Source organism: Rhizobium sp. TBD182 (assembly GCF_001950375.1).
GTDB lineage: Bacteria > Pseudomonadota > Alphaproteobacteria > Rhizobiales > Rhizobiaceae > Agrobacterium > Agrobacterium tumefaciens.
Genome location: NZ_BDLN01000014.1, coordinates 26,084 through 47,739 on the forward strand (window position 1 = coordinate 26,084; position 21,656 = coordinate 47,739).

Consider the following 21,656-nt stretch of genomic DNA (forward strand, 5'->3'; position numbering starts at 1 on the left):
CGGAGATGTTGGCGGTGGCGCCGTCGAAATGCCGGGCGTCAATCGTTCTAGAGCAGGCCGCGCACAAGGCCGGTCACTTTCGATCCATAGAGGTCAATGCTCTGCATGAGCTTTTCATGGTCCATCGAGCCAGCGGAATATTTGATCTGAAATCGCGAGATTCCGAGAGCCTTTACAGTGTTTTCAATTTTCCGGGCAACGGTCTCGGGTGATCCCGCGTAGAGCGATCCGTGTTCGATCTCGTTGTCAAAACCCGCTTCCGTTATCGGCGGCCAACCGCGCTCTTTACCAAGCCGATCCCGAATTGTCTTGAAATGCGGGAAGAGGTCGCGGCGGGCCTGTTCATCGGTTTCGGCCACATATCCTGGCGAGTGCACGCCGATATCGCCTGTCGTCTGCCCGGCTTGCTCGGATGCCTTTTTGTAAAGTTCGACATAAGGCGCGAAACGGGCAGAATCCCCTCCGATGATGGCAAGCATCAGGTTCATGTCGTAACGCGCGGCACGGATGACCGATTCCGGGCTTCCACCGACACCGATTCAGGTCTTAAGCTGTCCCTCGGCGATCGGCGGATAGATGCGCTGATGTTTCAATGGTTGATTTGCGAAGGATTGAGCGATGATGGGATGTCAGGTAGCTCCGGCGCAGCTCTTCTACGACTTCTGCCTTGATGATCACCAGACGGTCATCACCGCTCGCTTTTCACAATCCCGGCTTACGCTCTGACAGTTGGATGTGTCGCTGGGTTGGGCATGGATCCCTGAGCCAACCGCGCGCCGCTCACAGCATCGAAGATATGCAAGGCAGGCTCCGGAAACTTGAGAAAGACCGCCCGTCCCTGATAGTCTTCGGCGTCTGCAGGAAGAACAACGGCAAATTCCGTAGTGCCGACAGGGCAATAGGCAATGCGGGTTCCACCTAGTTCCTCGACAAGATCGATCGATGTGGCGAGGCCATCGGTGGTTTCGAATGACACGACGACATCTTCCGGCCGGATACCGATTGTCATTTCGTCGATCCCGGGATCGGCAATATCAATCGCGAAATCCGGCACTGAGGCAAAGCAGAACCGGTCATCGCTGATGCGGATTATCGGAGCAAGATTCATCGCTGGAGAGCCCATGAATGCGGCCACGAAGGCTGACGCCGGCCGGCGATAGATATCGGACGGCGTGCCCATCTGCTCGATCCGCCCTCCATTCATGACGATCAGCATGTCGGCCAGCGTCATGGCTTCGACCTGGTCATGTGTTACGAAAATCGACGTTGCCTGGAGGCGCCGGTGGAGGCGACGAATTTCGATGCGCATCTGAACACGCAACTTTGCATCGAGATTGGAGAGCGGCTCGTCGAACAGAAACACGCCCGGTTCGCGAACGATCGCACGCCCCATGGCGACACGCTGGCGCTGCCCCCCGGAGAGCTGCGCGGGGCGACGATCGAGATACTCGCCAAGAGCGAGGATTTCGGCCGTCTTCTCCACCCGCCGGTCCCGCTCAGGTTTCGGCATGCGGGCGATCTTCAGTGGATAGGCCATGTTCTCGCGCACGGTCATGTGCGGATAAAGCGCGTAGTTTTGAAACACCATGGCGCAGCCACGTCTGGACGGTTCGACATCGTTCATCTGTATTCCGTTAATGGCAAGGCGTCCCTCCGTGATATCCTCAAGCCCGGCAATCATCCGTAGAAGCGTCGATTTTCCACAGCCGGACGGGCCTACGATGACGACGAACTGCCCATCCTTGATTTCGATGTCCAGACCGTGGACCACCTGCTTGCCATCATAGGTTTTCTTGACGCCTTCAAAACTCAGGTTTGCCATCAGACGGTCTCCTTTCCCGAGACCAGCAGGCGCATTTGAAGCTTTCCGAGGCATTCTTTGCTCAACCCGATATGCGCGAGATAACCAGCCGCGCTGCCATATTGACCGTCGAGGTGATCCAGCGCCGCGGCCATGATGCCCGGCTCCGAGCCCAGAAGCTTCTTGAATTCTCCGGCGTCGAGTCCGCGCTGAACGGCGTCGGCAACGAGTTCGTCGATGAGAGGGGTTATGCGTTCGCCAGTCAGAGCGTAGTCAACCAGTATCGTCTCGCGCGGCACGCCGGCTGCTGCAAGCAGCAGCGCCGCGATGATGCCAGTCCGGTCTTTGCCAGCAGTGCAGTGAAACAGCACCCCGCCTTCTCCGGCATGGGCAATCGTCTCCACGACCATGCGGATCGCCTCACCTCGGCTGGAAAGTGCCTGCAGATACAGATCTAGAAGAATGCTGCCCGTCCTCTTTTGGGAGGCTTGCGGAACAAGCCCTGAGAACAGCGGAACGTTGAGATAACGGACCCGCCCATCGGCAACGAACGGATTGGGTGCCGCAGCGATTTCATGATCGTGCCGAAGGTCGATCACCAGCCGCACACCAGTCTCGACAAGCATGTCAAGGCCGGCCTGACTCACCCGGTGCAGGCCATCGGCGCGCAACACGCGGCGCCACTGTGTCTGGCCCGACGCTGACGCATAGCCGCCGAGGTCGCGGACATTATAGGCACCATCCACGTGGATGTGCCGTTCGAAGATTGCCGTCATTATCGAATTCCCGATTTCATGAAGGATTGTACGACCTGCCTTTGCAGGACGACGTAAAGAAGAAGTATGGGCAAGCTTGCCATCGTCGAGGCCGCCATCAACGGCCCCCATTCGGTGCCTTCAGCGGTCATGAACATCTGGATGCCGATCTGCACGACGCTGTTCTCGGGCGTTCGCGACAGAAGCAGCGGCCAGAAATATTCGTTCCAAGTGGAGATGAAGATCAGGATCGTCAGGCTGGCGATCGTGCCGCGCAGGCTGGGCACGATGATGTCCCACAGCATGCGCCACCCCCCTGCCCCGTCCATTCGCGCCGCTTCAAGCACTTCTTTTGGGAAGGCGCGCATGGACTGGGTAAGCAGCATTACCGACAGCGCGCTTGCGACATGCGGCAAAATCAGAGCCGTCAAACTATCGAGAAGCCCGAGCCTTGCGACCAGGAGATAGTTCGGAATCATCACCACCTGAAGCGGGATGAGCCAGGTCATCGCCATCAGCGAATAGATCGCTCGAGAGAATGGAAAGCGGTAGCAGGCGAAAGCGTAGGCCGCGAGCAGGCCCGTCATCAGCTGGAACGCGGTGACCACGACGGAGATGACCACCGTATTCAGCAGCATCCTGCCGATCGGTATGGCCTTCAGGGCATAGGCATAGTTTTCCAGTGACAGGCCGGTCGGCCATACGCCGCCATCGAGCAGTGTATTGGCGGGACGCAACGAACTGAGAATCATCCAGTAGACCGGAAACAGGCAGACCAGGGACAGGAGAACCATCACTGCATGTCCGGCCGGTGCGCGCAGTGAAAATTTCGCCGTGGCACCTTTTCGACGGACGAATGCCGAGTTGGCAGGTGTTTGGGTGGCATCAATTGTCATAGAATGAATACCTGTCGACCAGTCGAAGGAGGCTATAAGCGATTGCTCCGAAGCCAAGGAAAAGAATGATCGCGGCGGCCGAACTCCAGCCGACTGACATGCTCGAAAAGCCGAAATCCCAAAGGACGTAGAAAATGTTGGTAGTCGATCCGAGCGGTCCGCCCTGGGTCAGCACGACGATGTAGGAAAAGCTCCATTGCGCGCCCAGAAGGATGGTGATCATGACGAGGAAAAGGATGGTTGAAGACATAAGCGGCATGCGGACGTCGCGGATGATCTCCCAGCGACTGGCGCCGTCCATCCTTGCGGCTTCGATCAGCGACGGATTAATATTGGCGTTTGCGGCCGACAGGATCAGCGTGGAGAAGCCGATCAGCTTCCAACCCGTGATGAAGACGATCGTCCAGATCGCGACAGCGGGATCGGTCAGAAAGCGAATGGGATCGAGGCCCATGCCTTTCAAAAGTCCGTTGACGAAACCGTAGGAGGGATCGAACAGCCAACGCCAGACGGCGGCGGCAACCACGGGCGCGATGATCATCGGCACGAAGATGACTGCCCTGTAGAGGTTTCGGGAACGCGGAGAAAGATCGTGCGTGTAGATAGCGATTGCGAGTGGGACAATCACCGCCATCGGCAGAAGTCCTACAACGTAAATGCCGGTGTTGCGTAGCGCCTGCCAGAATTTCGGTAGCGCGAAAATATTTGTGTAGTTCGACCAGCCGACGAATTTGGGGTGCGCGCGGGGCAACATGTTCCATTCATAGAAGCTCAGCCGCAACGCATCGAAAAGCGGCCAGTAGATCCAGATCAGGAACGTCACGGCGGCGGGAAGGATATAGAGCCAGGGCGCAATCCGGTGTGACGCGCGGCGAACGCCGCGCGCTGTGGGGACCACTCCGCTCAAGGTTGTGGTAGTCATCGAGAACCTCTCCAAATGCTGCCGCCGGCTGATCCGGCGACACAGGAAATGCGGATCAGTTCGGCATCAGACCCTGCGCCTGCTCTTGGGCGGCTTTCATGGTCTTGGCCACGTCGCCGCCGCCGAATACCGCCATCTCGGTTGCATCGAGAAAGATCTTGGCGATCTGCCGATAGTTTTGACCCGGATAGGCCGTCCATGGCCGCATACGGTCGAACTGCGCAAGGTTGGGGCGGACCATGGGGTGCTCTTTCACCCATTGGCCGAGATAGGCGGGATCATCGACAATATCCGTGCGCAGCGGGAGGTAGCCGATTTCCGAGGTGATGACCGTATATCCGCGCTTGGAGGTGAGAAACTTCATCAGTTCCCACGCGGCACGCTGCTTGAGCGGATCTTCGCTGAGGATGACGAGACCACTGCCCGAATTCGTCGGTGTCGATGCCGTGTCGCCGAAGCCCGGCATCTGGGCGGCGCGCAATTCGTACTTGCCGGACGATGCCTTGATGAGACTGTTCTGCGCGGCAGACGTATTGAGCAGCATGCCGAGCTGGCCCGACTTCATGGTTTCGATCATCACATCACTCGGCATATTCTCGTAGGCACCGGTGTCATGCAGGTCGCGCAGCATAGAAATGGCCTTGATGGCGCCGGCTTCGCCGAATTTTATCGTCTTGCGGTCCTCCGACAGAACAGCTCCACCAGACGACTGGATGACACCTTGCAATGCCCAGTCAAAGCCGGCTGCGCCGCCGCCGGCTACCGCACCGTTGAATCCCTGTGCGCCTGTTTTCTCCTTGATGGTGATGGCTGAATGCTTGACCTCTTCCCATGACTTGGGTGGTTGGTCGGGATCAAGTCCCGCGTTACGGAAGAGATCGGCGTTGTAGAACAATACCGGAGTTGAGAACGTGTAGGCCAGTGCGTAGGTCTTGCCGTTCAACTGGCCGAGCTTGATGCCAGCCGGGATCATACCGTCGAAATGGGCCGACAGCTCCTTTTGCGGGATCGCGTCCTCGAGCGCGACGGCACCGAGATTATCGGCCACAAAGGAAAGGCCGTCGAATACCACCTGGGCTACGTCGGGAATACGGTTTGCAGCGATATCGCTCTGAAGTCGGCTTGCCATATCCGATGGCGGCACGGCAACGCCCTCGACCTTGATGTCAGGATTGGCCGCCATGAACTCCGCGATGAGCTTCTTGGTAGCGTCGGCCCCGATACCGGCGGATGCCAGATTGTAGTTGTAGAAGGTGATGGTCACCGGCTTGTCGACTGCCAGCTTCGCAGTCTGCGCGAATGCCCCACTCAGCGGCAATGAAGCCGTCAGGATGGTGGAGATCGCGCTAGCAAGAAATGATCTTCTCTGCATCGGTCGAATCCTTACTCAGCCGCAGCCAGGGCAGCAGCGCGTTGCATGTCAATTTCCGCGATTGTGGCAAGCGGAAGGACATGGAGTTCACGCCTATCTGCAGGCTGAGGGACGAAAGAGATCGTCAGGCCGGAGGGACGCAGCTTGCAGAGAGCAAAACCCGATCCGGATACCATCCGCAGGTTTTCATGAAGTTGCAGGACATCCGTCGCCGCATGCTGACCAATACCGACGATCAGTGGAATACCGTACCAGTCGGAGACCCGGTCGAAGTGAACATGGCCGGAGACGATGCCGATTACGTTTCGGTTCTCCAGAACGGAACGCAAAGCTATCGTGTCAACACAGGATAGTGTCTCCCACTGGCCAACAAGATCATCTTCGTCGAGGGCAGGCCCATGATGCATGGCGATCAGTTTCGGCAGTTCCGGATGCCGATCGAGCGCAGCCGTCAGCCATTCCAACTGACCCGGCTCGAAATTGCCACCGATACGTCCAGGTACCGAAGTGTCGAGAACAATGACGTGAATGCCGCTGACGACCTGGTCGTGATCGTAAGGCGCGGCAAGTTCGGAGGTCCTGCCGAGAACGGTCTGATAGAAATTGCTGCGGACGTCGTGGTTGCCCAAACCGAATAGGACCGGCATCGTCAGGCGGGCATTATGGAATATCCGTTGCAGTTCCTCGTAGTCGATGATCTCGCCGCGATTGACCAGATCGCCGCTAACCACGATAAAGTCGGGCTGCGGAACGATGCTCTTGATATCTTCAAGGATTGCCGCAAGCGTTGACGACGTATCTGAAAGCAGATGGTCATCAAAGAGCTCCGGCGCTCCAATGTGGAGGTCGGTCAGGTGAACGAAGGTAGGATGAAGCGTCATTGTCACACTCGCTGATCATATGTATAGCTTCGCCTCTTGAGACGACGCTGACTGAAAACAGTTGGATGCGACTTGCTTGCCCACCCACACACGGCCTGATACCAATCCTTCATGACATTGAGATGAACGTTCATTCATGCGCCAGCAACTAGATCCACGACAGCGCATTATCGAAGCCTCGGCCCTACTCTTCGTTGAACAGGGGCTACAGGCGTCGATGGTGACTATTGCCAAAACCGCGAACGTCGCAACCGGTTCGCTCTACAACTACTTTCCTTCAAAAGAGGGGTTGATCCTCGATGTCTGTCGGCATCTGGCAGCGATAATGGAGGAAGCAGTTGTTAGGCCGATTGATCGGTCGATCCCGTATCGCACCCGGATTGAGGACTACGTTCTCGCTTATATTGAGTTCATCTGGGCAGACGCGAACCGAGCGATCCTTTACGACTATCTGACTAACTCACCCTCTATTGAGTTAGAGCAGCTCACGGCCATATTTTCTGAGATCACGGAACATAGCATCGCAGTATTTTCTGAAGCCCAGGAAAACGGACCGGAATGGGGACTGTCGGCAAAACTTGCGGGCTCGTTCGTTCGCGGCGCAATCCGCAACACTCTAAAACGACATCGATTAACCGGCGAACCGCTCACGAGCGAACAGAGGGCAGGTATTGTGCGTATGTGTTGGAATGCGCTTTCAACGTGACGCGACTATAATTCGACGAGCAGACCGAAGCCTGCTGGTGTGCATCCACGCTAGCGTAGCAGCCAATGTTACAACCCCGGCACCCGCTACGCCCGCTGAACCCTTTGACGTGAGCATCAGGACACCGAGGATGGTCAATTGTTGGTCGAAGGTAAAAGGGGTGTTTGCGATCAAATGCGGTGTGCTGGCCGCGGCAGTTGCAAACGGTCACGGAATGTACCCTTTTCATACTCCGTGCGGAAAAGGCCCCGACGCTGGAGTTCTGGGACGACCGAGCGGGCGAAATTGACCCAGTCATCCGGAAGCAGCGGAAACATGAGATTGAAGCCATCGGCAACACCGGATGTAAACCACGCCTCTAACTGATCTGCTACGTCCACAACTGTTCCAGCCACCATGGGGACGGAGCCCGTATTCGCTATCTTTCGCGCAAGCTGCCGGATTGTCGCTGCGCTATTCGTCTCGCTCTTCACGATGTTGAGCCAAGTCCGCCATCCGTCGAACTTGGCCTCGTCGGGCAGTTCAGGCATGGGGCCATCGAGCGGATAAGAGGAAAGATCCATGGCGGACCAGCTCGACAGGAGGTCGAGACTGACGCGATCGATCATAAGCTCTTCTAGAGCGGCCTGCCGATCCTCTGCCTCCTGACGTGAAGCCGACACCACGGGAAGGACACCAGGCAGCAGGAAAAAGCTCTCCGGAGCCCTCCCCTTTTGTGCTAGACGCTTCTCGATGTCGGCCCGGTATTGCTTTCCTTCTTCCTCGTTTCGAAACACTGCGAAGTGAATGTCGGCGTAATCCGTAGCCAGGTCCCTGCCGGCCTCAGAAGAGCCCGCCTGCACAATGAGCGGATGGCCCTGTGGCGGACGCGCGACATTCAGCGGCCCTCGAACGTTAAAGTGGGTCCCGGCATGATCGAGGTAGTGTATCTTCGATGGATCCGCGAAATACCCGCTCTCCTTGTCTATCAGGAGAGCTTCGTCCTCCCAGCTGTCCCAGAGCCTGGTGACGACATCGAGAAATTCGCCAGCGCGCTGATACCGGGTCGCGTGGCCGATATTGGCGCTCAGGCCGAAGTTTCTGGCTTCTTCTTCCAGCGCTGATGTAACGACATTCCACGCCACGCGTCCCTTTGAAAGATGATCGAGGGAAGCAAATGTCCGAGCAATGTTGTAGGGTTCGTTGTAAGAGGTCGATGCCGTGACAATGAAGCCGATGTTCTTCGTAACTGCGGATAGCGCGGCAACAAGTGAAAGCGGCTCCAGGCGTGCGTTGGCATAATGGGCCACGCCACTTTCGAAAGTGTCCCAGATTCCCAGATGGTCTGCTATGAAGATCGTATCGATCTTTGCCTGCTCTGCGACCTCCGCCAATTGCCGGTAATAGTCCAGGTCAAAAATTTCACGGCCAGGGGCGGCCGGATGCCTCCACGAAAGCCGGTGATCTCCCTGTGGGTTGTAGAAAAACGCAGAGAGAATCATGTGCTGGCGTCTTGGCATATCAAATCCTTAAAAACTGCCAATCTCGCTCCTAGAGCTTCGACGCATTCATTCGGTCGGCGGCAGTTCATTTTACGCATAACAGGATCCTGGTCGGGTCAATTGTCGAGCCCGACCAAGTTTGGATCAGTTCAGCTTGTTGGCCTTCAGCCAGTCGCTCGCGATTGTATCGTAACTTTCATGCGCGTTGATCCGCGCATTTAATTCGATTAGTCCGTCGGTGGTAAGCGCGGCGGAGACTGCGTCAAGGATCGCCGCAATTTCCTTCGTGGCTTTCGCGGAAGATATCAGCGGGAGGATGTTTTGTGAGGGAAACTGATTGAGTGGGTCAGTCAGAGTAACAAGCTTGTGAGACTTGAGCGCCGGATCCGTGGAGAAGCCGCAGCCTACCTGGATTTGGCCATTTTCAAGAGCCGACAGCACCAGCGGCCCGCATACGTCCAGCGTCTTGTAGGACTTGAACTTTACCCCGTAGTTTTTTTCGAACCCGAGGACGCCGTCGGGCCTTACCTTCCATTCGGGCGGTCCACCCAGAACCCAATCCTCGGCATAGCCTTTCAGATCGCCGATGGACTTCAAGCCGTATTTTTCGACTGTTGCCTGCGTTACGGCGACAGTGTTTGTATCCTGGGCCGATGATGCTGAGAGTATCTGTACGCCTTCCGGCAAAACCTTCTTCAACGCAGCTAGAACTTCTTCAGTTGAATTCTGGGTTGAGCCCTTGTCGAGGTAGCGCAATACGGCGCCGCCGTACTCCGGTATAAGATCAATCGAACCATCCTTCAACGCTGGAAAATATACCTCCCGGCTACCGATACTTGGGTGAATCTCAACCTTGATTCCCTTCGCCTCCAGCGCCTTTGCATAGATCGTGGCGAGAATCTGGCTCTCCGGAAAATCGGCGGAGCCAACGATAATCGTCGACTTGTCTGAGGTCCCGGCCGTGCCGCCGAGCGGATCGCTTTGGGCGAATGCGCACGACGGGCCGAAGGCCATAACCATGGCAGCCACAGCAATCGCTAGAGAGCGTAATTTCATAAATTTTCCTCTTTTATACATTAAAGCGATTAGATTTATATACAAATAAATCCTGCGATTACAGCAACTTCCGTCTAGCAGCGATTGATTCTCTGAAATGGAAACGACCAAGTGACGCACCGTATGAAATAAGTTTTCCTTTAAACCGATCCGGCCCCTCAAGCCAGTTGGCACAGCGCGGTCGATAGGCGCAGAGGAACGACTCAGACGGCAAACGAAATATTAAACAGCCCCGCCACAACCGTGCACGACACGATAGCGAGCCACACGGATGCGGCCCGCTGAAGTATCATCAGACGCCAATGGCTTCGCGCACCGACCTGCGTCAATCTGCCGATCAAACCCCAAATCACGGCAACCATGCTTGCCAAGGCAACGAAAATGATAAGTTTTGGCAGGAACTCCGGTGCGATCGGCGGAGGTAGAAGAACAAGTCCGAACACGAGGGCCTTGGGGTTGAGCGTCGTCGTCACAAATATGCGTCGAGCGGTCACGCTGCGGTCCATGACATCTTTGCTTCCTGCCATCCAAAGCTTTATGGCAAGATACATAACCCAAATCCCCGCTGCAGCCTTCAGCACCAGAGCGGTTTCCGGCCAACGCGCGATCAGCTCTCCGCCAAGCCACGTAAGGGGCAAGATCATGCTGAGATAACCAAGCAGTTCGGCGGGCAGTAATCTCGGAACGACCCAGAAACTGTTGCGTGCCGATGCCAACCCCATCAAAGTATTGGTCGGGCCGGGGCTCAGTAGCAGAATGAACACCGCCGAGATAAATGCTGGATAGCTCATTGCAGGTCGCCTGTATTGGAAGTGTCTTCAGTCAATTCCGATGGGGTTCACGCAGGTGATTGCCCTTGGCTTTTCTCAGCTCCAACTATCTGTCTCGTTGCCATGAGGAATGCTCGACTGGCTTCCCGGACGCGAGCAGGCAATCGCAGCGGCCTTTGCGGCTCGTCGCATCGCCGCGTCGAGCGAGAGGCCTCGATCGAGAGCGGACGCGAGGACGCCCACAAAACAATCACCAGCTGCAGTCGTATCCACGGCATCAACGCGCAGCGCCGGCACCCACACATTCTCGCCATTGATGAATGCTTCGGCTCCCTTTCCTCCCATGGTGCGTAGGACACCGGTGTCGAGAGACTCGGACAACGATCTCGCGGTCGGCTCGCAACCAAGCCAACCGGACAGAGCTTCGGCCTCGTCTTCGTTGACGATTACGATATCGACAAGCGAGAGAAGGTCGCGATCCAGCCGGTAGGCCGGAGCCAGGTTGAGAATTGACTTTGCGGGATGATTAGAAACCCGTCTGATTAGATTTTCAATCTGAACAACGTCATTCTCCATCTGCATTAGGACGTAACTTGCGTTACGAAGCAGCTCATCCTCAACGCCATTGGATTGGGCTATCAGGTTGGCGCCTGCTGCGACTGCGATCATATTGCGGCCATCGGCATCGATGATTATTGCGGCGGAGCCGGTAGGCTCCTTCGATCGGACCACACGGCGGATATCGACCTCGCTTTGCAAATTCTGAAGGGCGATAGGGGCCCATTCACCCGACCAAGGGCGCTTTCGTGGCAAGAATGAATGCCAAGGAGATTGCGGAGATCTATTCCATTCGCTCGCTACTCGAGACCGAAGCCTTGCGCCAGTCATATGCTGGGCTGAAGACAGCCGACTTGGATAGGGCTGCAACGCTTCTCGCCCAGATCGACGCTGAGAAGAATGTGGGACGTTGGGGGACGCTGAATAAGCAGTTCCATATGACACTTTACGGCGCGTGCCAAAATGAGCGGCTCATCGGCCTTATAGCTACCCACCATGATGCAGCCGACCGCTACATACGTGTATTGCTATCCAGCTTGGACTATGAGCGGCAATCGCAGGAGGAGCACCGTGCTCTGCTAAAGGCTTGCAGAGATCGGAATATTGACGCTGCAAGTAAAATTTTGCAGCGTCATTTGCTTGAAGGAAGTCGCAAGCTCAGCACGGCCGCCCAGTCGAGCTAAGGCGGCTCGCCGGTCCAGCGTTTGGCCATGCCTTAAACGGCAACGGACGGTGGCCGACGTCAGCTTTCTGGCCGAGACGAGCGAAAGTTCGTTTGTCCTGGGAGATCCGCTGTCGTTGAGACGGGTGACAGGCATATTGCTCCTGATGAGAGGTGAACCGCTGACCCCCACGCTGCAGAAGCAGGAATCTAACCTGACAGACCGTTGCGCTATCACGAACTCTTCGGAAGTTTCGTCTTAAAAAAATTCTCTTTCGCTTCGGCTGAAAGTGGACAAAGAGTGATTTTAGCTCAACTTCGCGAACGCATCGGGCGGGCCCAAGGTGGACTAGGCGTGGGCTTCTTCGGGACATTTGATAGGCTGCATCACGGTTTTCAACCTCACCCGGATTGTCGCCAATAGGTTGGGGGCAATCGCCCGCGCGGATTATCTCTTGCCAGCTGGAACGACGTAACAATGCATGTGCTTCTTTAGAGTGATACGGTGCCAGCCGTCTTGGACCTCGTACCCCCCGGTGATCGATGACAATATTTACCGTCCGACACGTTACGTCCTATCGTTATAAACGGCCGGTTGAGTTCGGAGAGCACAGACTTTTGTTCAGACCGAGAGACAGTTTCGATCAGACGCTGTTGAGCTCCCACCTCCTCATCGACCCGGAACCGGACTATCTTCGTTGGATCCATGATGTGTTCGGAAACTGCGTCGCAGTGATCGGCTTTGCTCAACCCTCACGTGAGCTCCGCTTCGAAACCGTCATTCGCCTTGACCATACACCCTATGTCGCAATTGATCTGCAAATCGATCAGGAAGCTTTGACTTACCCCTTTTCATATGATCCAGACGAAGCGCTGGATCTGGAACGAACCATCCAGCGCCATTACGCTGATCCACATGATCAGGTCGGTAAATGGGCGCGCCAATTCGTGCGAATCGGGCAACCCACTGAAACTGGGCACCTGTTGATGACGTTGTGCTACGCCATCCATGAAAGTTTCATCTATGCCCGACGACAAGAGCATGGAACGCAAGCGCCGACCGAGACGCTGCAGCTTCGCAAGGGAACCTGCCGCGACTTCGCGCTACTTATGATGGAGGCCGCACGATCACTTGGGTTCGCGGCCAGATTCGTCACCGGCTATATCTACGTTCCAGACCGAGACGGATCCACCACCCTCGGCGGCGGTTCCACCCATGCGTGGTGCCAAATCTATTTGCCGGGCGCAGGTTGGGCTGAGTTCGACCCAACCAACGGTATCGTGGGCAACCGTGATCTTATCCGTGTTGGGGTGGCGCGGGATCCGAAGCAGGCAGTTCCTTTGTGGGGAAGTTACGACGGAACAGCCGCTGACTACGAGGGCATGTCAGTCCAGGTCAACGTCACAACGGCATCGGGGATACCGATGTCATCGAGGTCGTGAACCATCCTGAGCCAGTCGCAACGCCTGGACATGTCCTCGTCGAAATCGCTGTGGCGGGCGTGAACTTCATGGACATTGGTGTTCGCCAGGGCATGGCTTGGACGGAAACCGCAAACCCGAAAATACTTGGTGTCGAAGGTGCAGGACGCGTGCTTGCTCTTGGTGAAGGCGTGACCGAGTTTGCAATTGGGGATCGCGTCGCCTGGGTCTACGCTCCGGGAAGCTATGCCGAACGTATATCGATCCCGGCGGCGACGCTGGTGAATATCCCCGATTATATCGACGACCAAACAGCGGCATCGCTCATGATGCAGGGATTGACCGCCAGCCATTTCGCGACCGATTTCTATCCCGTGCGCGCCGGGGATACAGCACTTGTCCATGCAGCGGCTGGCGGTGTCGGCCTGTTGCTGACACAGATCATCAAGTTAAGAGGCGGGCGCGTTATTGGTCGCGTTTCATCCCGCGACAAGGTCGAAATTGCCAAGCAGGCAGGGGCCGAGGCCGTTGTCGTGGACACGGAGGGACACTTCGCTGACGAAGTGCTGCGCCTGACTGAGGGCAAAGGCGTGGATGTGGTCTATGACGGCTCCGGCCCAAGGACCTTCAAGGGTTCGCTCGACGCTCTTCGCCGGTCAGGTACGTTCTGCTGGTATGGCCCAGTGCTCGGAGGGCCCGGATCTCTGGAGATCATGAGCCTGCCGAAAAGCATCAAGATCGGCTACGCGGTCTTTTCAGACCACATCCAAACTCCCGAACTCCTTCGCGCTCGTACCCAGCAGCTTTTCGATTGGATCCTAGACGGGTCGCTCAAGGTCAACATCGGCGGGAGCTATCCCCTGGCAGACGCGGCAAGGGCGCATGCTGACATGGCAAGCCGCCGCACGACCGGCAAGCTGCTGCTGAATGCCTGTCCGACAGTCGGATGAAGCCAACTACCGTCGCTTGTTCGATCGCGGACGGGTCTTCTTTCAAACTGCCACGACACCCAAGTCCCACTGACCGGAGATACGAAATCGTGACGACGATCAACAATGCCCGCCCCCTGTCGCAAATGCTCAACAATGAGTTTGCGAAATTCGACAAGGACGGAGACGGAAAACTCAATTCTGATGAATTCAAGACATTCAACGAGATCCTGAAACCCGGCATCGCCCTTGATGAACAGGTTAAACCAACCGTCGATTACAGCGAACGCATGGACCACGACGGCGATGGAATGGTCAGCCAGGATGAGATGAACACGACGGGCCTGCTGATGCCGGCGGCCCTTTGCGATCCAACCTTGAAATCAATGCTCGAATACCTTCTTCTCAGCGCCGATCCCTCGGCTCTGGAGGCTGCGGCGCTACTCAAGGACAACGCCGACGAGTCCTGATGGTAAATGGGAGCGACCGTTTTCGCAGTCGCTCCCTTTCCGATTTCCGGTCTATCTACCTTCGAAGACCAACGGCTGTGGCGAGCGCCGCCACAGGGGATGGTTCCGGCGAAAACACGTCATAGATGCAAGGCGCTGCAAAGACGGCAAGCGCCAGCATGCCAACGATCAGGCGTTTCATCGTACACTCCATGGACTTCTCAGACTGCTCAGGCAAGCTTCAGCTCGACCGCGATATTGCCACGCGTGGCCTTCGAATAGGGACACGTCTGGTGGGCTTCGTCGATCAGCCCGCGCGCAACATCGGCATCAAGGCCCGGCAGGCTGATGTTCAAGCACGCCTGCAGGTGATAGGCGTCTCCGGTCATGCCGAGATCAACTTCCGCGTCGATGGCGGTCTCGGCCGGCAACCGGATCTTGCGCTTGGCTGCAGCCAGGCCCAAGGCCCCGAGCCGGCAGCAGGCGCAGATAGCGGTGTTGCTGCCTGAGCCTGCCGGCACTGTCCGGGACATGACAACTCTCGCCGCCTAGCATGGCCGGAACACATTTCGCCAAAAATTACGTCTGGATCGACAGGACAAGATTGGCCTCAGCCAAGCCGTATCGCTCTTAACGCGCTTCGCGAGCAGCGTTCAAGTCTGTCCGATAACAACGGCTAACACACGTTAATCGCGGCCCTAAGTTCGGGCCGCGATTATTCGTAGTGCTCATTCAGATTCTTGAGCTGCCGCGCCTCAACCAATGCGTCTATCGTGATATTTTCTGGGGTTGATGAATCTTCCGGTCTACGAGCGGCAATCGAACTTGATGGGCATAATCCTCAACGGCAGCAACATACCGGTGATCACGGATCAGTAGTAGTCGTCTTGCCCGCCATGCGGTCTCGCGTAAGCACGGGCTATATTCATTGCCTTGAAAGAATTTTGAACCGACTACCCAGTCATTCGAGACTTCGTGCATCCTGGACCCTATGGCATGCCAACAACTTATATTACTGCTGGAGAGGCCAGTTTTGGGCCATTCCAGTCTGACGGGATCTTGATCTCAGTTACCACAAGCGGCAACAAACCGTTCGACAGCTCCGGTCCCAAGGCGGGTTGTTCGCGGAGCCGAGGGCGCAGCCAGAAATTTGCCGCTCGCGCGTGACCGGTCAGCGGCAGATAGCGTCATGTGACGGCAAGCAGGCCAAGACTGACACCGGTGACGTACCCTCTGGCAAACCTGCCCGGGGAGCAGCCAAGCCTTTTGCTAAACGCTGTGCTGAAGGCACTGGCGGATTCATAACCAATCTCTTCCGCGATTCGGTCGAGCGACTTCCCGCCGCTCAGGAGTGCATCCTTGGCAAGTGCAATGCGCCAGCGCGCCAGATATTCGATTGGCGCACAACCAAGAATTCCATGGAACCGCGCGGCGAAGGCCGATCGCGACATGCCCGCTATTCCTGCAAGATTGGCGACCGTCCACCTCGTCCGCACGTCCTCGTGTATGGCACGCAGGACACGGGCAATGGCGGGATCGCGTAGCCCGCTCAATAAGCCTGCCAACACTGCGTTGTTGCCGATAATGTCCCACCGCAATGCCTCTACCAGCAGCGTCTCCAGCAATCGCTGGATGATCAGTTCCTTGCCAGGATGGTTGGTAACGCACTCCTCAGACAGTAGTTCGATCAGACGGCCAAATCGCGTCGTGCGCCCCGCTGAGGCGGAAATATGGATATGATCAGGAAGCAGCGCGAGCAGTAGCGGCGCGTTGACACTCTCAATCGAGAAGCTTCCGCCCAGTGCCGCGAAATCGGGCTCTCCTTCCTGCTCGCCGTGGCGGACAGCTTTAGCCAGAGGTTCAGCGGGAATGCAGGGTGTGCCTGGTTTGCTGCATAGCGAGAACGCCGGCGTAGTCGGCAAAAGGAGGAAATCGCCTTCGGCAATCCGAAGCGGCTCCCGACCACCTAATGTGACCCATGCTTCTCCGGTCAGGACGACTGTGAAGCCGGGTGCGTCATACGATCTATAGCGAACCCCCCATTGACCGCGCCCAGAGATGGGCTTCGCTATCGCGGCGCTCGGCCGCAAGAGGGTGATGATATCGCTGAGAGGATCCATGAAATTGTACGATCCGTAATGTTTTATGGATTGTAAATTATAGATCGTATTGGAATGGCTGTCTATTGGTACCGGACCGAATCCAAGGAGCGTGACATGACCAAGACCATCCTCATTACCGGGACATCATCGGGCTACGGCAAGGCCACCGCGGAACATTTCCTTTCTCGGGGGTGGAATGTTGTCGCAACCATGCGGCGCCCGGACCCGTCGCGGTTTGCCGAAACCGACCGGCTGCGCGTGCTGCCGCTCGATGTCACCAGTCCAGAGAGCATCGCAGAACTGATCGGTTCTGCCGGTTCGATTGACGTACTGGTGAATAATGCTGGGATTGGCGGTGTCGGTGCGTTCGAGGCGATGCCGATGTCCCTCATCCGCCAGCTTGTCGAGACCAACACGATTGGCGTCATGGCGATGTGCCAGGCTGTCATCCCGCAGATGCGCGAGCGCCGGTCCGGCACCATCATCAATGTCACGTCGAGCGTTACTTTGGGAGAATTCCCACTCGCGGCAGCCTATACCGCCACCAAACAGGCCATTGAAGGCTTCTCGGCTTCGCTCGCGCATGAGCTCGGCTATTTTGGGGTCCGCGTGAAGCTCATCGAGCCCGGTTATGCACCAACCACCCGGTTCGGGGCAAATGCCATTGTTCCTGTCTCGGAGCTCCTTCCTGGCGGATATGCAGACTTCGCACAGCCAATTCTCGAGGCGTTCGCGAATCCGGCCCTGACCACCACGGCAAGCGATGTTGCAGAAGCAGTCTGGCAGGCCGTTCACGGTACCGAGAATCAGCTCCGCTTCCCTGCTGGAGCGGATGCTGTCGCGCTTGCTCAGGCGCGCTGACGAGGATGGCGGCAAGGGCGGCAAGGGCTGGTTTTGCCACGCTTTCTGCTGCTCTCTGTCTCCTCCCGCCCAGTGGTTGGCTTGGGCCGCATGGGCATAACGCTCAGTCTCCGAAGCCGACCATGCCTTTGATTTCGGTGAACTCGTGCAGACCGAACTTACCGTATTCCCGACCGTTGCCCGATTGCTTGTAGCCGCCGAAGGGGGCAGCGCCATCCCAGGCAGAGCTGTTGAGGCGTACTATGCCGGTCCTTAGCCGCCGTGCGAAGGCACGCGCCTCTTCCGGTGAACCCTGAATATAGGATGCCAGCCCATAAGGCGTGTCGTTGGCGATATTCACCGCCTCGTCCTCGCTGCCATAACCAAGGATGGCAAGCACAGGACCGAAAATCTCTTCACGGGCGATCGTCATGTCGTTCGTAACGCGCGCAAAAACTGTCGGCCGCACATAATAGCCGCTGTTCAGATGCGCTGGCCGGTCGAGCCCGCCGGCGACGAGCTCCGCCCCTTCCTCCACCCCTTTTCGGATAAGGCTCTGGATCTTGTCGAATTGCAGTTTGCTGGCCACTGGCCCGATATCCGTCTGGGCATCGCCGGGTGCACCGACACGGACCGATTCCGCCGCCGCACGGGCGATGCCGATCACCCGATCCATATGCTCCGCTGGGACGAGAAGACGGGTCGGCGCATTGCAGGACTGGCCGGAATTGGCAAAGCACTTGATCACCCCGGCGGGCACGGCGGCGTCGAGATCAGCACTGCGGAGCACGATATTGGGCGATTTGCCGCCCAGTTCCTGATGCACGCGCTTCACCGTCGGGGCCGCCGCCTGCGCTACCGAAATGCCGGCGCGTGTCGAGCCGGTGAAGGAAACCATGTCGACATCGGAATGGCTCGCCAGTACCGCACCCACGGTCGGGCCGTCACCATTGACAAGATTGAACGCGCCCTTGGGAACACCGGCCTCGTGCAGGATTTCGGCGAAAAGTATGGCGTTGAGCGGCGCGATTTCCGAGGGTTTCAGCACCATGGTGCAGCCGGTGGCGAGCGCCGGAGCCACCTTGCAGGCGATCTGGTTAATTGGCCAGTTCCACGGCGTGATCATGCCGACAACACCGATCGGCTCATGGACGATGCGGGTCGTGCCCTGCATGTATTCGAACGGAAAATCGCTTATGGCGCGGATTGTCTGCTCGAAATGCGCCACGCCGATACCCGCCTGCTCATCCCGCGCCATTTTTCTTGGTGCGCCCATCTCGCGCGAGATCACGTCGCCGATCTCGTCCTGCCGACGTTTCAGTATCTCAAGAATGCGCTCAAGCAGACCGAGGCGCTCTTCCCGCGTGGTCTGCGAAAAGGCCGCAAAGGCGCGGCGCGCGGCGGCGATGGCGCGCTCGGCATCCGCCGCCGATCCCATGGCTATCTCCGCGAAAGGCTCTTCGGTGGCGGGGTCCACAACGGGTAGACGCTGGCCGCCAAGCGGATCGACCCAGTCGCCGTCGATGTAGAATTTGAGATAATTGTCCATATCCGTCTCCAATGATCTCAGCGGCCGGCCAGGATGAAGTCGGCGACCCGCTCCGCGATCATGATTGTGGGAATGTTGGTATTGGCGCAAGGGATCGACGGCATCAACGATGCGTCGCAGACCCTCAATCCTTCCACGCCGTGCACGCGGCCCGTAGACGACGTCACCGCCATGGGATCGTCAGCCGATCCCATGCGGCACGTTCCCGAAGGATGCCATGTGCCGCCCACATGGCGGCGGACGAATTCCGTCAACGCATCGTCGTCTTCAAGCAGCCCCCGCATGGTCGTTCCGAGTGTTATCGCCGAATGTACCAATGCGGGGCGCAGCGGACCCGCAACATCCAGAAGGCCCGAGAAAACACCCCGCTGTAACGCGTTCCATGTCCCGGGTACAGCGACCTTCGCCACCCGGGGCGAATAGCTCGATGGAAAAACAGTGCCGCAGTGCCCCGCCATGAAAGGATCGGACAGGGCCTCCGCTCCCAGACGCAGCGCAAGCTTGAGCCGCCTCAGATCACGCTCGTCGCTCAGCATTCTGAAGTCGACCTCGGGCTCGACATGGGGATCAAGCGAAACAAGCTTCACGAAGCCGCGCGAATAGGACTTGTTGACCCAGAAGAACAGGCTGCCCAGCCGCAAACCGATGGAATGCCAGCCGGATCGCGACAGGATGGCGGCATGCATGTCACCCTGCGGCACGCCGTCGAGACCCGACGAGAAACGCCAGATCGCCTGTTCGTGGTGTTCGCTCCTGTCACGCACCCGCATCTGCGGCGGCAGATAGGCAGCGACGGCGATCGAGGGATGCTCCATCAGATTGCGCCCGACGCCGTTGCGGCTGGCCACGACATCGCCCCCCAAGGCGGCAATGTCACCGACGGGGCCGATACCGGAGCGCATCAGCAACGCGGGTGTGTGGATGGCGCCGGCAGAGACAATCACTTCCGACGCTTGGATCGTCTCCGCCGTCGCACCTGTCAATCTCGCGCCCGTGGCTCGACGGCCATCGAACAGGATGCGGTCCGCGACGCTTTCGGTGATGATCCTTAGATTCGGGCGTTTGCGCACATCCGCCGTCAGATAGGCAACCGAAGTCGGCAAGCGCTCCCCACTATCGCTGACGGCAATCGCACCGCGAAAGACGCCGTCTTCCCATGCTCCGTTCTGATCAGGTTTTATCGGATGGCCGCGGCGGTTGAGCGTTTTCATGACTCGGTCGACGAAAGGGGAAATCCTGTCGTCGGATATGCGCCGGATCGTCAGCGGTCCGTCCGCACCATGAAGCGGCCCGTCGAAATCCCTGTCGGCTTCGATCTTCAGGAAATAGGGCAGGCAATCGCACCAGCCCCAGCCGTCCGCGCCAAGCGCCTGCCATTCGGCGTAGTCGGCAGGTGCGCCGCGATTGGCCATCAGCGCATTGATCGCCGAGCCTCCGCCCAAAAGCCGCGCCTGCTCGTAGCGACGCGGTGGACGGGGCGCCGTGTTGGAACGGGGATGGCCCATCAACGCCGTGAGGTGCGACCAGATATTGCGCGCATCGAGATAGGCCCGACCGGGATAACGGCCGCGCACCTCATCCGGGATATCGTCCGCCGAAATATTACGCCCGGCCTCAACCAGAACGACCGTCCGCCGCGGATCTGCGGAAAGGCGTGCGGCCAGTACACAGCCCGCCGATCCGCCGCCGAGGATCAGGTGATCGACGATCATGTCGCTCGCCCCTGCGAATATTCGATGTTGCGGGCATTGATCGCTGCCAGCATCAGCAGGATGAACGAGATCGCCGTCAGCAGGGAGCTGATCGAGGCAATGGTCGGATCGATCTCGTCGCGCAGCGCGGTGAACATGCGCTTGGTGAGCGTCTGGTATTCGCCGCCGGAAATGAAAAGCGAAACCACCGTTTCATCGATGGCAGAGATGAATGCAAAGAGCAGGCCGGAAATGACGCTCGGGCGGATTTGCGGCAGGGTGACGATGAAGAAGGTCCGCCAGCGGTTCATGCCGAGACTTCGCGACACCATCTCCTGCGTGTGGTCGAACTTGCGCAGCCCAACGAGGACGGAGGTAACGACATAGGGCAGACCAAGCATGACGTTGGCGAGAACCAGCCCGGTCAGCGAGGCGAGAAGCCCGATCTGCGCGTAAACCAGAAAGACACCGACAGCGGTGATGACGATCGGCACGATCAGAGGCAGAAGCAGCAGCGCCTGCAGGCTGCGTACCAGCCGCGATTGCGTGAGGTTGAGAGCATAGGCCGCTGCAGTCCCTAAAATGGTAGCAATGACGGCGCTGAAGACAGCGACGATCAAGCTTACACGCGTTGCCTGCATCCAGGCGGCGCTGCCGAGATAGGCCTCGTACCAGCGCAGCGACCAGGACGGCGGCGGAAAAGCGAGGAAGCGCGCGCCGGAAAAGGACATTGGCAGGATGATCAGGATGGGGATCATCAGCCAGGCGAGAACGAGCGCTACAAAGCCGTAGAGAAGGATTTTCGACAGGCTCAT

General features: G+C 57.8%; 22 protein-coding genes and 2 pseudogenes. 6 read left to right on the forward strand and 18 right to left on the reverse strand.

Going from position 1 to position 21,656, the window contains the following annotated elements; translation table 11 throughout:
• Positions 1–47: 47 nt before the first annotated feature.
• From T18_RS24955 to T18_RS24985, 7 genes and pseudogenes are all read right to left on the reverse strand, one after another.
• Positions 48–626: pseudogene (locus T18_RS24955) on the reverse strand (LLM class flavin-dependent oxidoreductase); the annotation flags it as partial.
• An 89-nt stretch (positions 627–715) separates the two neighbouring features.
• On the reverse strand, positions 716–1,822 hold the full coding sequence (locus T18_RS24960) for an ABC transporter ATP-binding protein (protein ID WP_038496607.1): 1,107 nt from the start codon (positions 1,820–1,822) through the stop codon (positions 716–718).
• Positions 1,822–2,577: a tyrosine-protein phosphatase gene (locus T18_RS24965; protein ID WP_038496604.1), complete on the reverse strand. Its 756-nt coding sequence runs from the start codon at positions 2,575–2,577 to the stop codon at positions 1,822–1,824. Before T18_RS24965 ends, T18_RS24960 begins: the two co-directional genes overlap by 1 nt.
• The gene (locus T18_RS24970) at positions 2,577–3,350 is read right to left on the reverse strand and encodes a carbohydrate ABC transporter permease (RefSeq protein WP_046205654.1); all 774 of its coding nucleotides are present in this window, start codon (positions 3,348–3,350) and stop codon (positions 2,577–2,579) included. Before T18_RS24970 ends, T18_RS24965 begins: the two co-directional genes overlap by 1 nt.
• Before the next feature lie 91 nt (positions 3,351–3,441).
• On the reverse strand, positions 3,442–4,374 hold the full coding sequence (locus T18_RS24975; RefSeq protein WP_038496601.1) for a carbohydrate ABC transporter permease: 933 nt from the start codon (positions 4,372–4,374) through the stop codon (positions 3,442–3,444).
• A 55-nt stretch (positions 4,375–4,429) separates the two neighbouring features.
• Positions 4,430–5,746, reverse strand: a complete 1,317-nt coding sequence (locus tag T18_RS24980; protein WP_046205653.1) for an ABC transporter substrate-binding protein — start codon at positions 5,744–5,746, stop codon at positions 4,430–4,432.
• Positions 5,747–5,757: 11 nt separating this feature from the next.
• A complete protein-coding gene (locus T18_RS24985; RefSeq protein ID WP_038496598.1) occupies positions 5,758–6,627 on the reverse strand; it encodes a metallophosphoesterase in 870 nt (289 codons plus the stop codon).
• Positions 6,628–6,763: 136 nt separating this feature from the next.
• Here T18_RS24985 and T18_RS24990 point away from each other — a divergent pair, with 136 nt between their 5' ends.
• Positions 6,764–7,333 (forward strand): TetR/AcrR family transcriptional regulator, encoded by a 570-nt coding sequence (locus T18_RS24990; protein WP_051489744.1) that lies wholly within the window; start codon positions 6,764–6,766, stop codon positions 7,331–7,333.
• On the opposite strand, the gene T18_RS28315 is transcribed toward T18_RS24990, so the two are convergent.
• The 5 genes from T18_RS28315 to T18_RS25015 all read right to left on the reverse strand — a co-directional run bounded on the left by T18_RS28315 (position 7,325) and on the right by T18_RS25015 (position 11,528).
• Positions 7,325–7,450, reverse strand: a complete 126-nt coding sequence (locus tag T18_RS28315; protein WP_373694508.1) for a hypothetical protein — start codon at positions 7,448–7,450, stop codon at positions 7,325–7,327. The genes T18_RS24990 and T18_RS28315 overlap by 9 nt on opposite strands.
• A gap of 53 nt (positions 7,451–7,503) precedes the next feature.
• Positions 7,504–8,832 carry an LLM class flavin-dependent oxidoreductase gene (locus T18_RS25000; protein ID WP_075807869.1) on the reverse strand — a complete coding sequence of 443 codons (1,329 nt, stop codon included), beginning with the start codon at positions 8,830–8,832 and terminating at the stop codon, positions 7,504–7,506.
• A gap of 126 nt (positions 8,833–8,958) precedes the next feature.
• The gene (locus tag T18_RS25005) at positions 8,959–9,870 is read right to left on the reverse strand and encodes an ABC transporter substrate-binding protein (protein WP_038496592.1); all 912 of its coding nucleotides are present in this window, start codon (positions 9,868–9,870) and stop codon (positions 8,959–8,961) included.
• Positions 9,871–10,073: 203 nt separating this feature from the next.
• Positions 10,074–10,661, reverse strand: a complete 588-nt coding sequence (locus T18_RS25010; protein ID WP_038496589.1) for a LysE family translocator — start codon at positions 10,659–10,661, stop codon at positions 10,074–10,076.
• A 75-nt stretch (positions 10,662–10,736) separates the two neighbouring features.
• The gene (locus T18_RS25015) at positions 10,737–11,528 is read right to left on the reverse strand and encodes a PfkB family carbohydrate kinase (RefSeq protein ID WP_080863983.1); all 792 of its coding nucleotides are present in this window, start codon (positions 11,526–11,528) and stop codon (positions 10,737–10,739) included.
• Between T18_RS25015 and T18_RS25020 the strand changes: the two genes are divergently transcribed.
• From T18_RS25020 to T18_RS25035, 4 genes are all read left to right on the forward strand, one after another.
• Positions 11,456–11,881 (forward strand): GntR family transcriptional regulator, encoded by a 426-nt coding sequence (locus tag T18_RS25020; RefSeq protein WP_080863792.1) that lies wholly within the window; start codon positions 11,456–11,458, stop codon positions 11,879–11,881. The genes T18_RS25015 and T18_RS25020 overlap by 73 nt on opposite strands.
• A gap of 521 nt (positions 11,882–12,402) precedes the next feature.
• On the forward strand, positions 12,403–13,302 hold the full coding sequence (locus T18_RS25025; RefSeq protein WP_038496586.1) for a transglutaminase family protein: 900 nt from the start codon (positions 12,403–12,405) through the stop codon (positions 13,300–13,302).
• Positions 13,303–13,370: 68 nt separating this feature from the next.
• Positions 13,371–14,231: a quinone oxidoreductase family protein gene (locus T18_RS25030; RefSeq protein ID WP_236760467.1), complete on the forward strand. Its 861-nt coding sequence runs from the start codon at positions 13,371–13,373 to the stop codon at positions 14,229–14,231.
• An 89-nt stretch (positions 14,232–14,320) separates the two neighbouring features.
• On the forward strand, positions 14,321–14,680 hold the full coding sequence (locus T18_RS25035; RefSeq protein ID WP_038496580.1) for an EF-hand domain-containing protein: 360 nt from the start codon (positions 14,321–14,323) through the stop codon (positions 14,678–14,680).
• 55 nt (positions 14,681–14,735) lie between these two features.
• Here T18_RS25035 and T18_RS28105 read toward each other — a convergent pair whose 3' ends face one another.
• From T18_RS28105 to T18_RS25045, 3 genes and pseudogenes are all read right to left on the reverse strand, one after another.
• Entirely contained in the window at positions 14,736–14,861 is a 126-nt protein-coding gene (locus T18_RS28105; RefSeq protein WP_038496577.1) for a hypothetical protein, read from the reverse strand.
• A 28-nt stretch (positions 14,862–14,889) separates the two neighbouring features.
• Positions 14,890–15,144, reverse strand: a pseudogene (locus T18_RS25040) (OsmC family protein); the annotation flags it as partial.
• 702 nt (positions 15,145–15,846) lie between these two features.
• Positions 15,847–16,779 carry an AraC family transcriptional regulator gene (locus T18_RS25045; protein ID WP_038496575.1) on the reverse strand — a complete coding sequence of 311 codons (933 nt, stop codon included), beginning with the start codon at positions 16,777–16,779 and terminating at the stop codon, positions 15,847–15,849.
• A 96-nt stretch (positions 16,780–16,875) separates the two neighbouring features.
• Between T18_RS25045 and T18_RS25050 the strand changes: the two genes are divergently transcribed.
• Positions 16,876–17,622 carry an SDR family oxidoreductase gene (locus T18_RS25050; RefSeq protein ID WP_038496572.1) on the forward strand — a complete coding sequence of 249 codons (747 nt, stop codon included), beginning with the start codon at positions 16,876–16,878 and terminating at the stop codon, positions 17,620–17,622.
• Between the two features lie 103 nt (positions 17,623–17,725).
• On the opposite strand, the gene T18_RS25055 is transcribed toward T18_RS25050, so the two are convergent.
• Genes T18_RS25055 through T18_RS25065 form a run of 3 tightly spaced genes read right to left on the reverse strand, consistent with a single transcriptional unit; the run spans position 17,726 to position 21,656 of the window.
• On the reverse strand, positions 17,726–19,150 hold the full coding sequence (locus tag T18_RS25055) for an aldehyde dehydrogenase family protein (protein WP_038496569.1): 1,425 nt from the start codon (positions 19,148–19,150) through the stop codon (positions 17,726–17,728).
• 17 nt (positions 19,151–19,167) lie between these two features.
• Positions 19,168–20,862, reverse strand: coding sequence for a GMC family oxidoreductase (locus T18_RS25060; protein ID WP_038496566.1), 1,695 nt, complete (start codon positions 20,860–20,862; stop codon positions 19,168–19,170).
• Positions 20,859–21,656 carry an ABC transporter permease gene (locus tag T18_RS25065; RefSeq protein ID WP_038496563.1) on the reverse strand — a complete coding sequence of 266 codons (798 nt, stop codon included), beginning with the start codon at positions 21,654–21,656 and terminating at the stop codon, positions 20,859–20,861. The genes T18_RS25060 and T18_RS25065 overlap by 4 nt, the downstream gene beginning before the upstream one ends.

What these genes read in the sequence shown, in the direction of transcription:
- T18_RS24960 (WP_038496607.1), bottom strand. Translation starts at nt 1,822, where the DNA reads ATGGCAAACCTGAGTTTTGAAGGCGTCAAGAAAACCTATGATGGCAAG.
- T18_RS25000 (WP_075807869.1), bottom strand. Translation starts at nt 8,832, where the DNA reads ATGCCAAGACGCCAGCACATGATTCTCTCTGCGTTTTTCTACAACCCA.
- T18_RS25065 (WP_038496563.1), bottom strand. Translation starts at nt 21,656, where the DNA reads ATGAGCCTGTCGAAAATCCTTCTCTACGGCTTTGTAGCGCTCGTTCTC.
- T18_RS25005 (WP_038496592.1), bottom strand. Translation starts at nt 9,870, where the DNA reads ATGAAATTACGCTCTCTAGCGATTGCTGTGGCTGCCATGGTTATGGCC.
- T18_RS25060 (WP_038496566.1), bottom strand. Translation starts at nt 20,862, where the DNA reads ATGATCGTCGATCACCTGATCCTCGGCGGCGGATCGGCGGGCTGTGTA.
- T18_RS28105 (WP_038496577.1), bottom strand. Translation starts at nt 14,861, where the DNA reads ATGAAACGCCTGATCGTTGGCATGCTGGCGCTTGCCGTCTTTGCAGCG.
- T18_RS24975 (WP_038496601.1), bottom strand. Translation starts at nt 4,374, where the DNA reads ATGACTACCACAACCTTGAGCGGAGTGGTCCCCACAGCGCGCGGCGTT.
- T18_RS25025 (WP_038496586.1), top strand. Translation starts at nt 12,403, where the DNA reads ATGACAATATTTACCGTCCGACACGTTACGTCCTATCGTTATAAACGG.
- T18_RS28315 (WP_373694508.1), bottom strand. Translation starts at nt 7,450, where the DNA reads ATGCTCACGTCAAAGGGTTCAGCGGGCGTAGCGGGTGCCGGGGTTGTA.
- T18_RS25020 (WP_080863792.1), top strand. Translation starts at nt 11,456, where the DNA reads ATGAATGCCAAGGAGATTGCGGAGATCTATTCCATTCGCTCGCTACTC.
- T18_RS25055 (WP_038496569.1), bottom strand. Translation starts at nt 19,150, where the DNA reads ATGGACAATTATCTCAAATTCTACATCGACGGCGACTGGGTCGATCCG.
- T18_RS24990 (WP_051489744.1), top strand. Translation starts at nt 6,764, where the DNA reads ATGCGCCAGCAACTAGATCCACGACAGCGCATTATCGAAGCCTCGGCC.
- T18_RS24985 (WP_038496598.1), bottom strand. Translation starts at nt 6,627, where the DNA reads ATGACGCTTCATCCTACCTTCGTTCACCTGACCGACCTCCACATTGGA.
- T18_RS25010 (WP_038496589.1), bottom strand. Translation starts at nt 10,661, where the DNA reads ATGAGCTATCCAGCATTTATCTCGGCGGTGTTCATTCTGCTACTGAGC.
- T18_RS25015 (WP_080863983.1), bottom strand. Translation starts at nt 11,528, where the DNA reads ATGACTGGCGCAAGGCTTCGGTCTCGAGTAGCGAGCGAATGGAATAGA.
- T18_RS24970 (WP_046205654.1), bottom strand. Translation starts at nt 3,350, where the DNA reads ATGGTTCTCCTGTCCCTGGTCTGCCTGTTTCCGGTCTACTGGATGATT.
- T18_RS25030 (WP_236760467.1), top strand. Translation starts at nt 13,371, where the DNA reads ATGGACATTGGTGTTCGCCAGGGCATGGCTTGGACGGAAACCGCAAAC.
- T18_RS25045 (WP_038496575.1), bottom strand. Translation starts at nt 16,779, where the DNA reads ATGGATCCTCTCAGCGATATCATCACCCTCTTGCGGCCGAGCGCCGCG.
- T18_RS24965 (WP_038496604.1), bottom strand. Translation starts at nt 2,577, where the DNA reads ATGACGGCAATCTTCGAACGGCACATCCACGTGGATGGTGCCTATAAT.
- T18_RS25050 (WP_038496572.1), top strand. Translation starts at nt 16,876, where the DNA reads ATGACCAAGACCATCCTCATTACCGGGACATCATCGGGCTACGGCAAG.
- T18_RS24980 (WP_046205653.1), bottom strand. Translation starts at nt 5,746, where the DNA reads ATGCAGAGAAGATCATTTCTTGCTAGCGCGATCTCCACCATCCTGACG.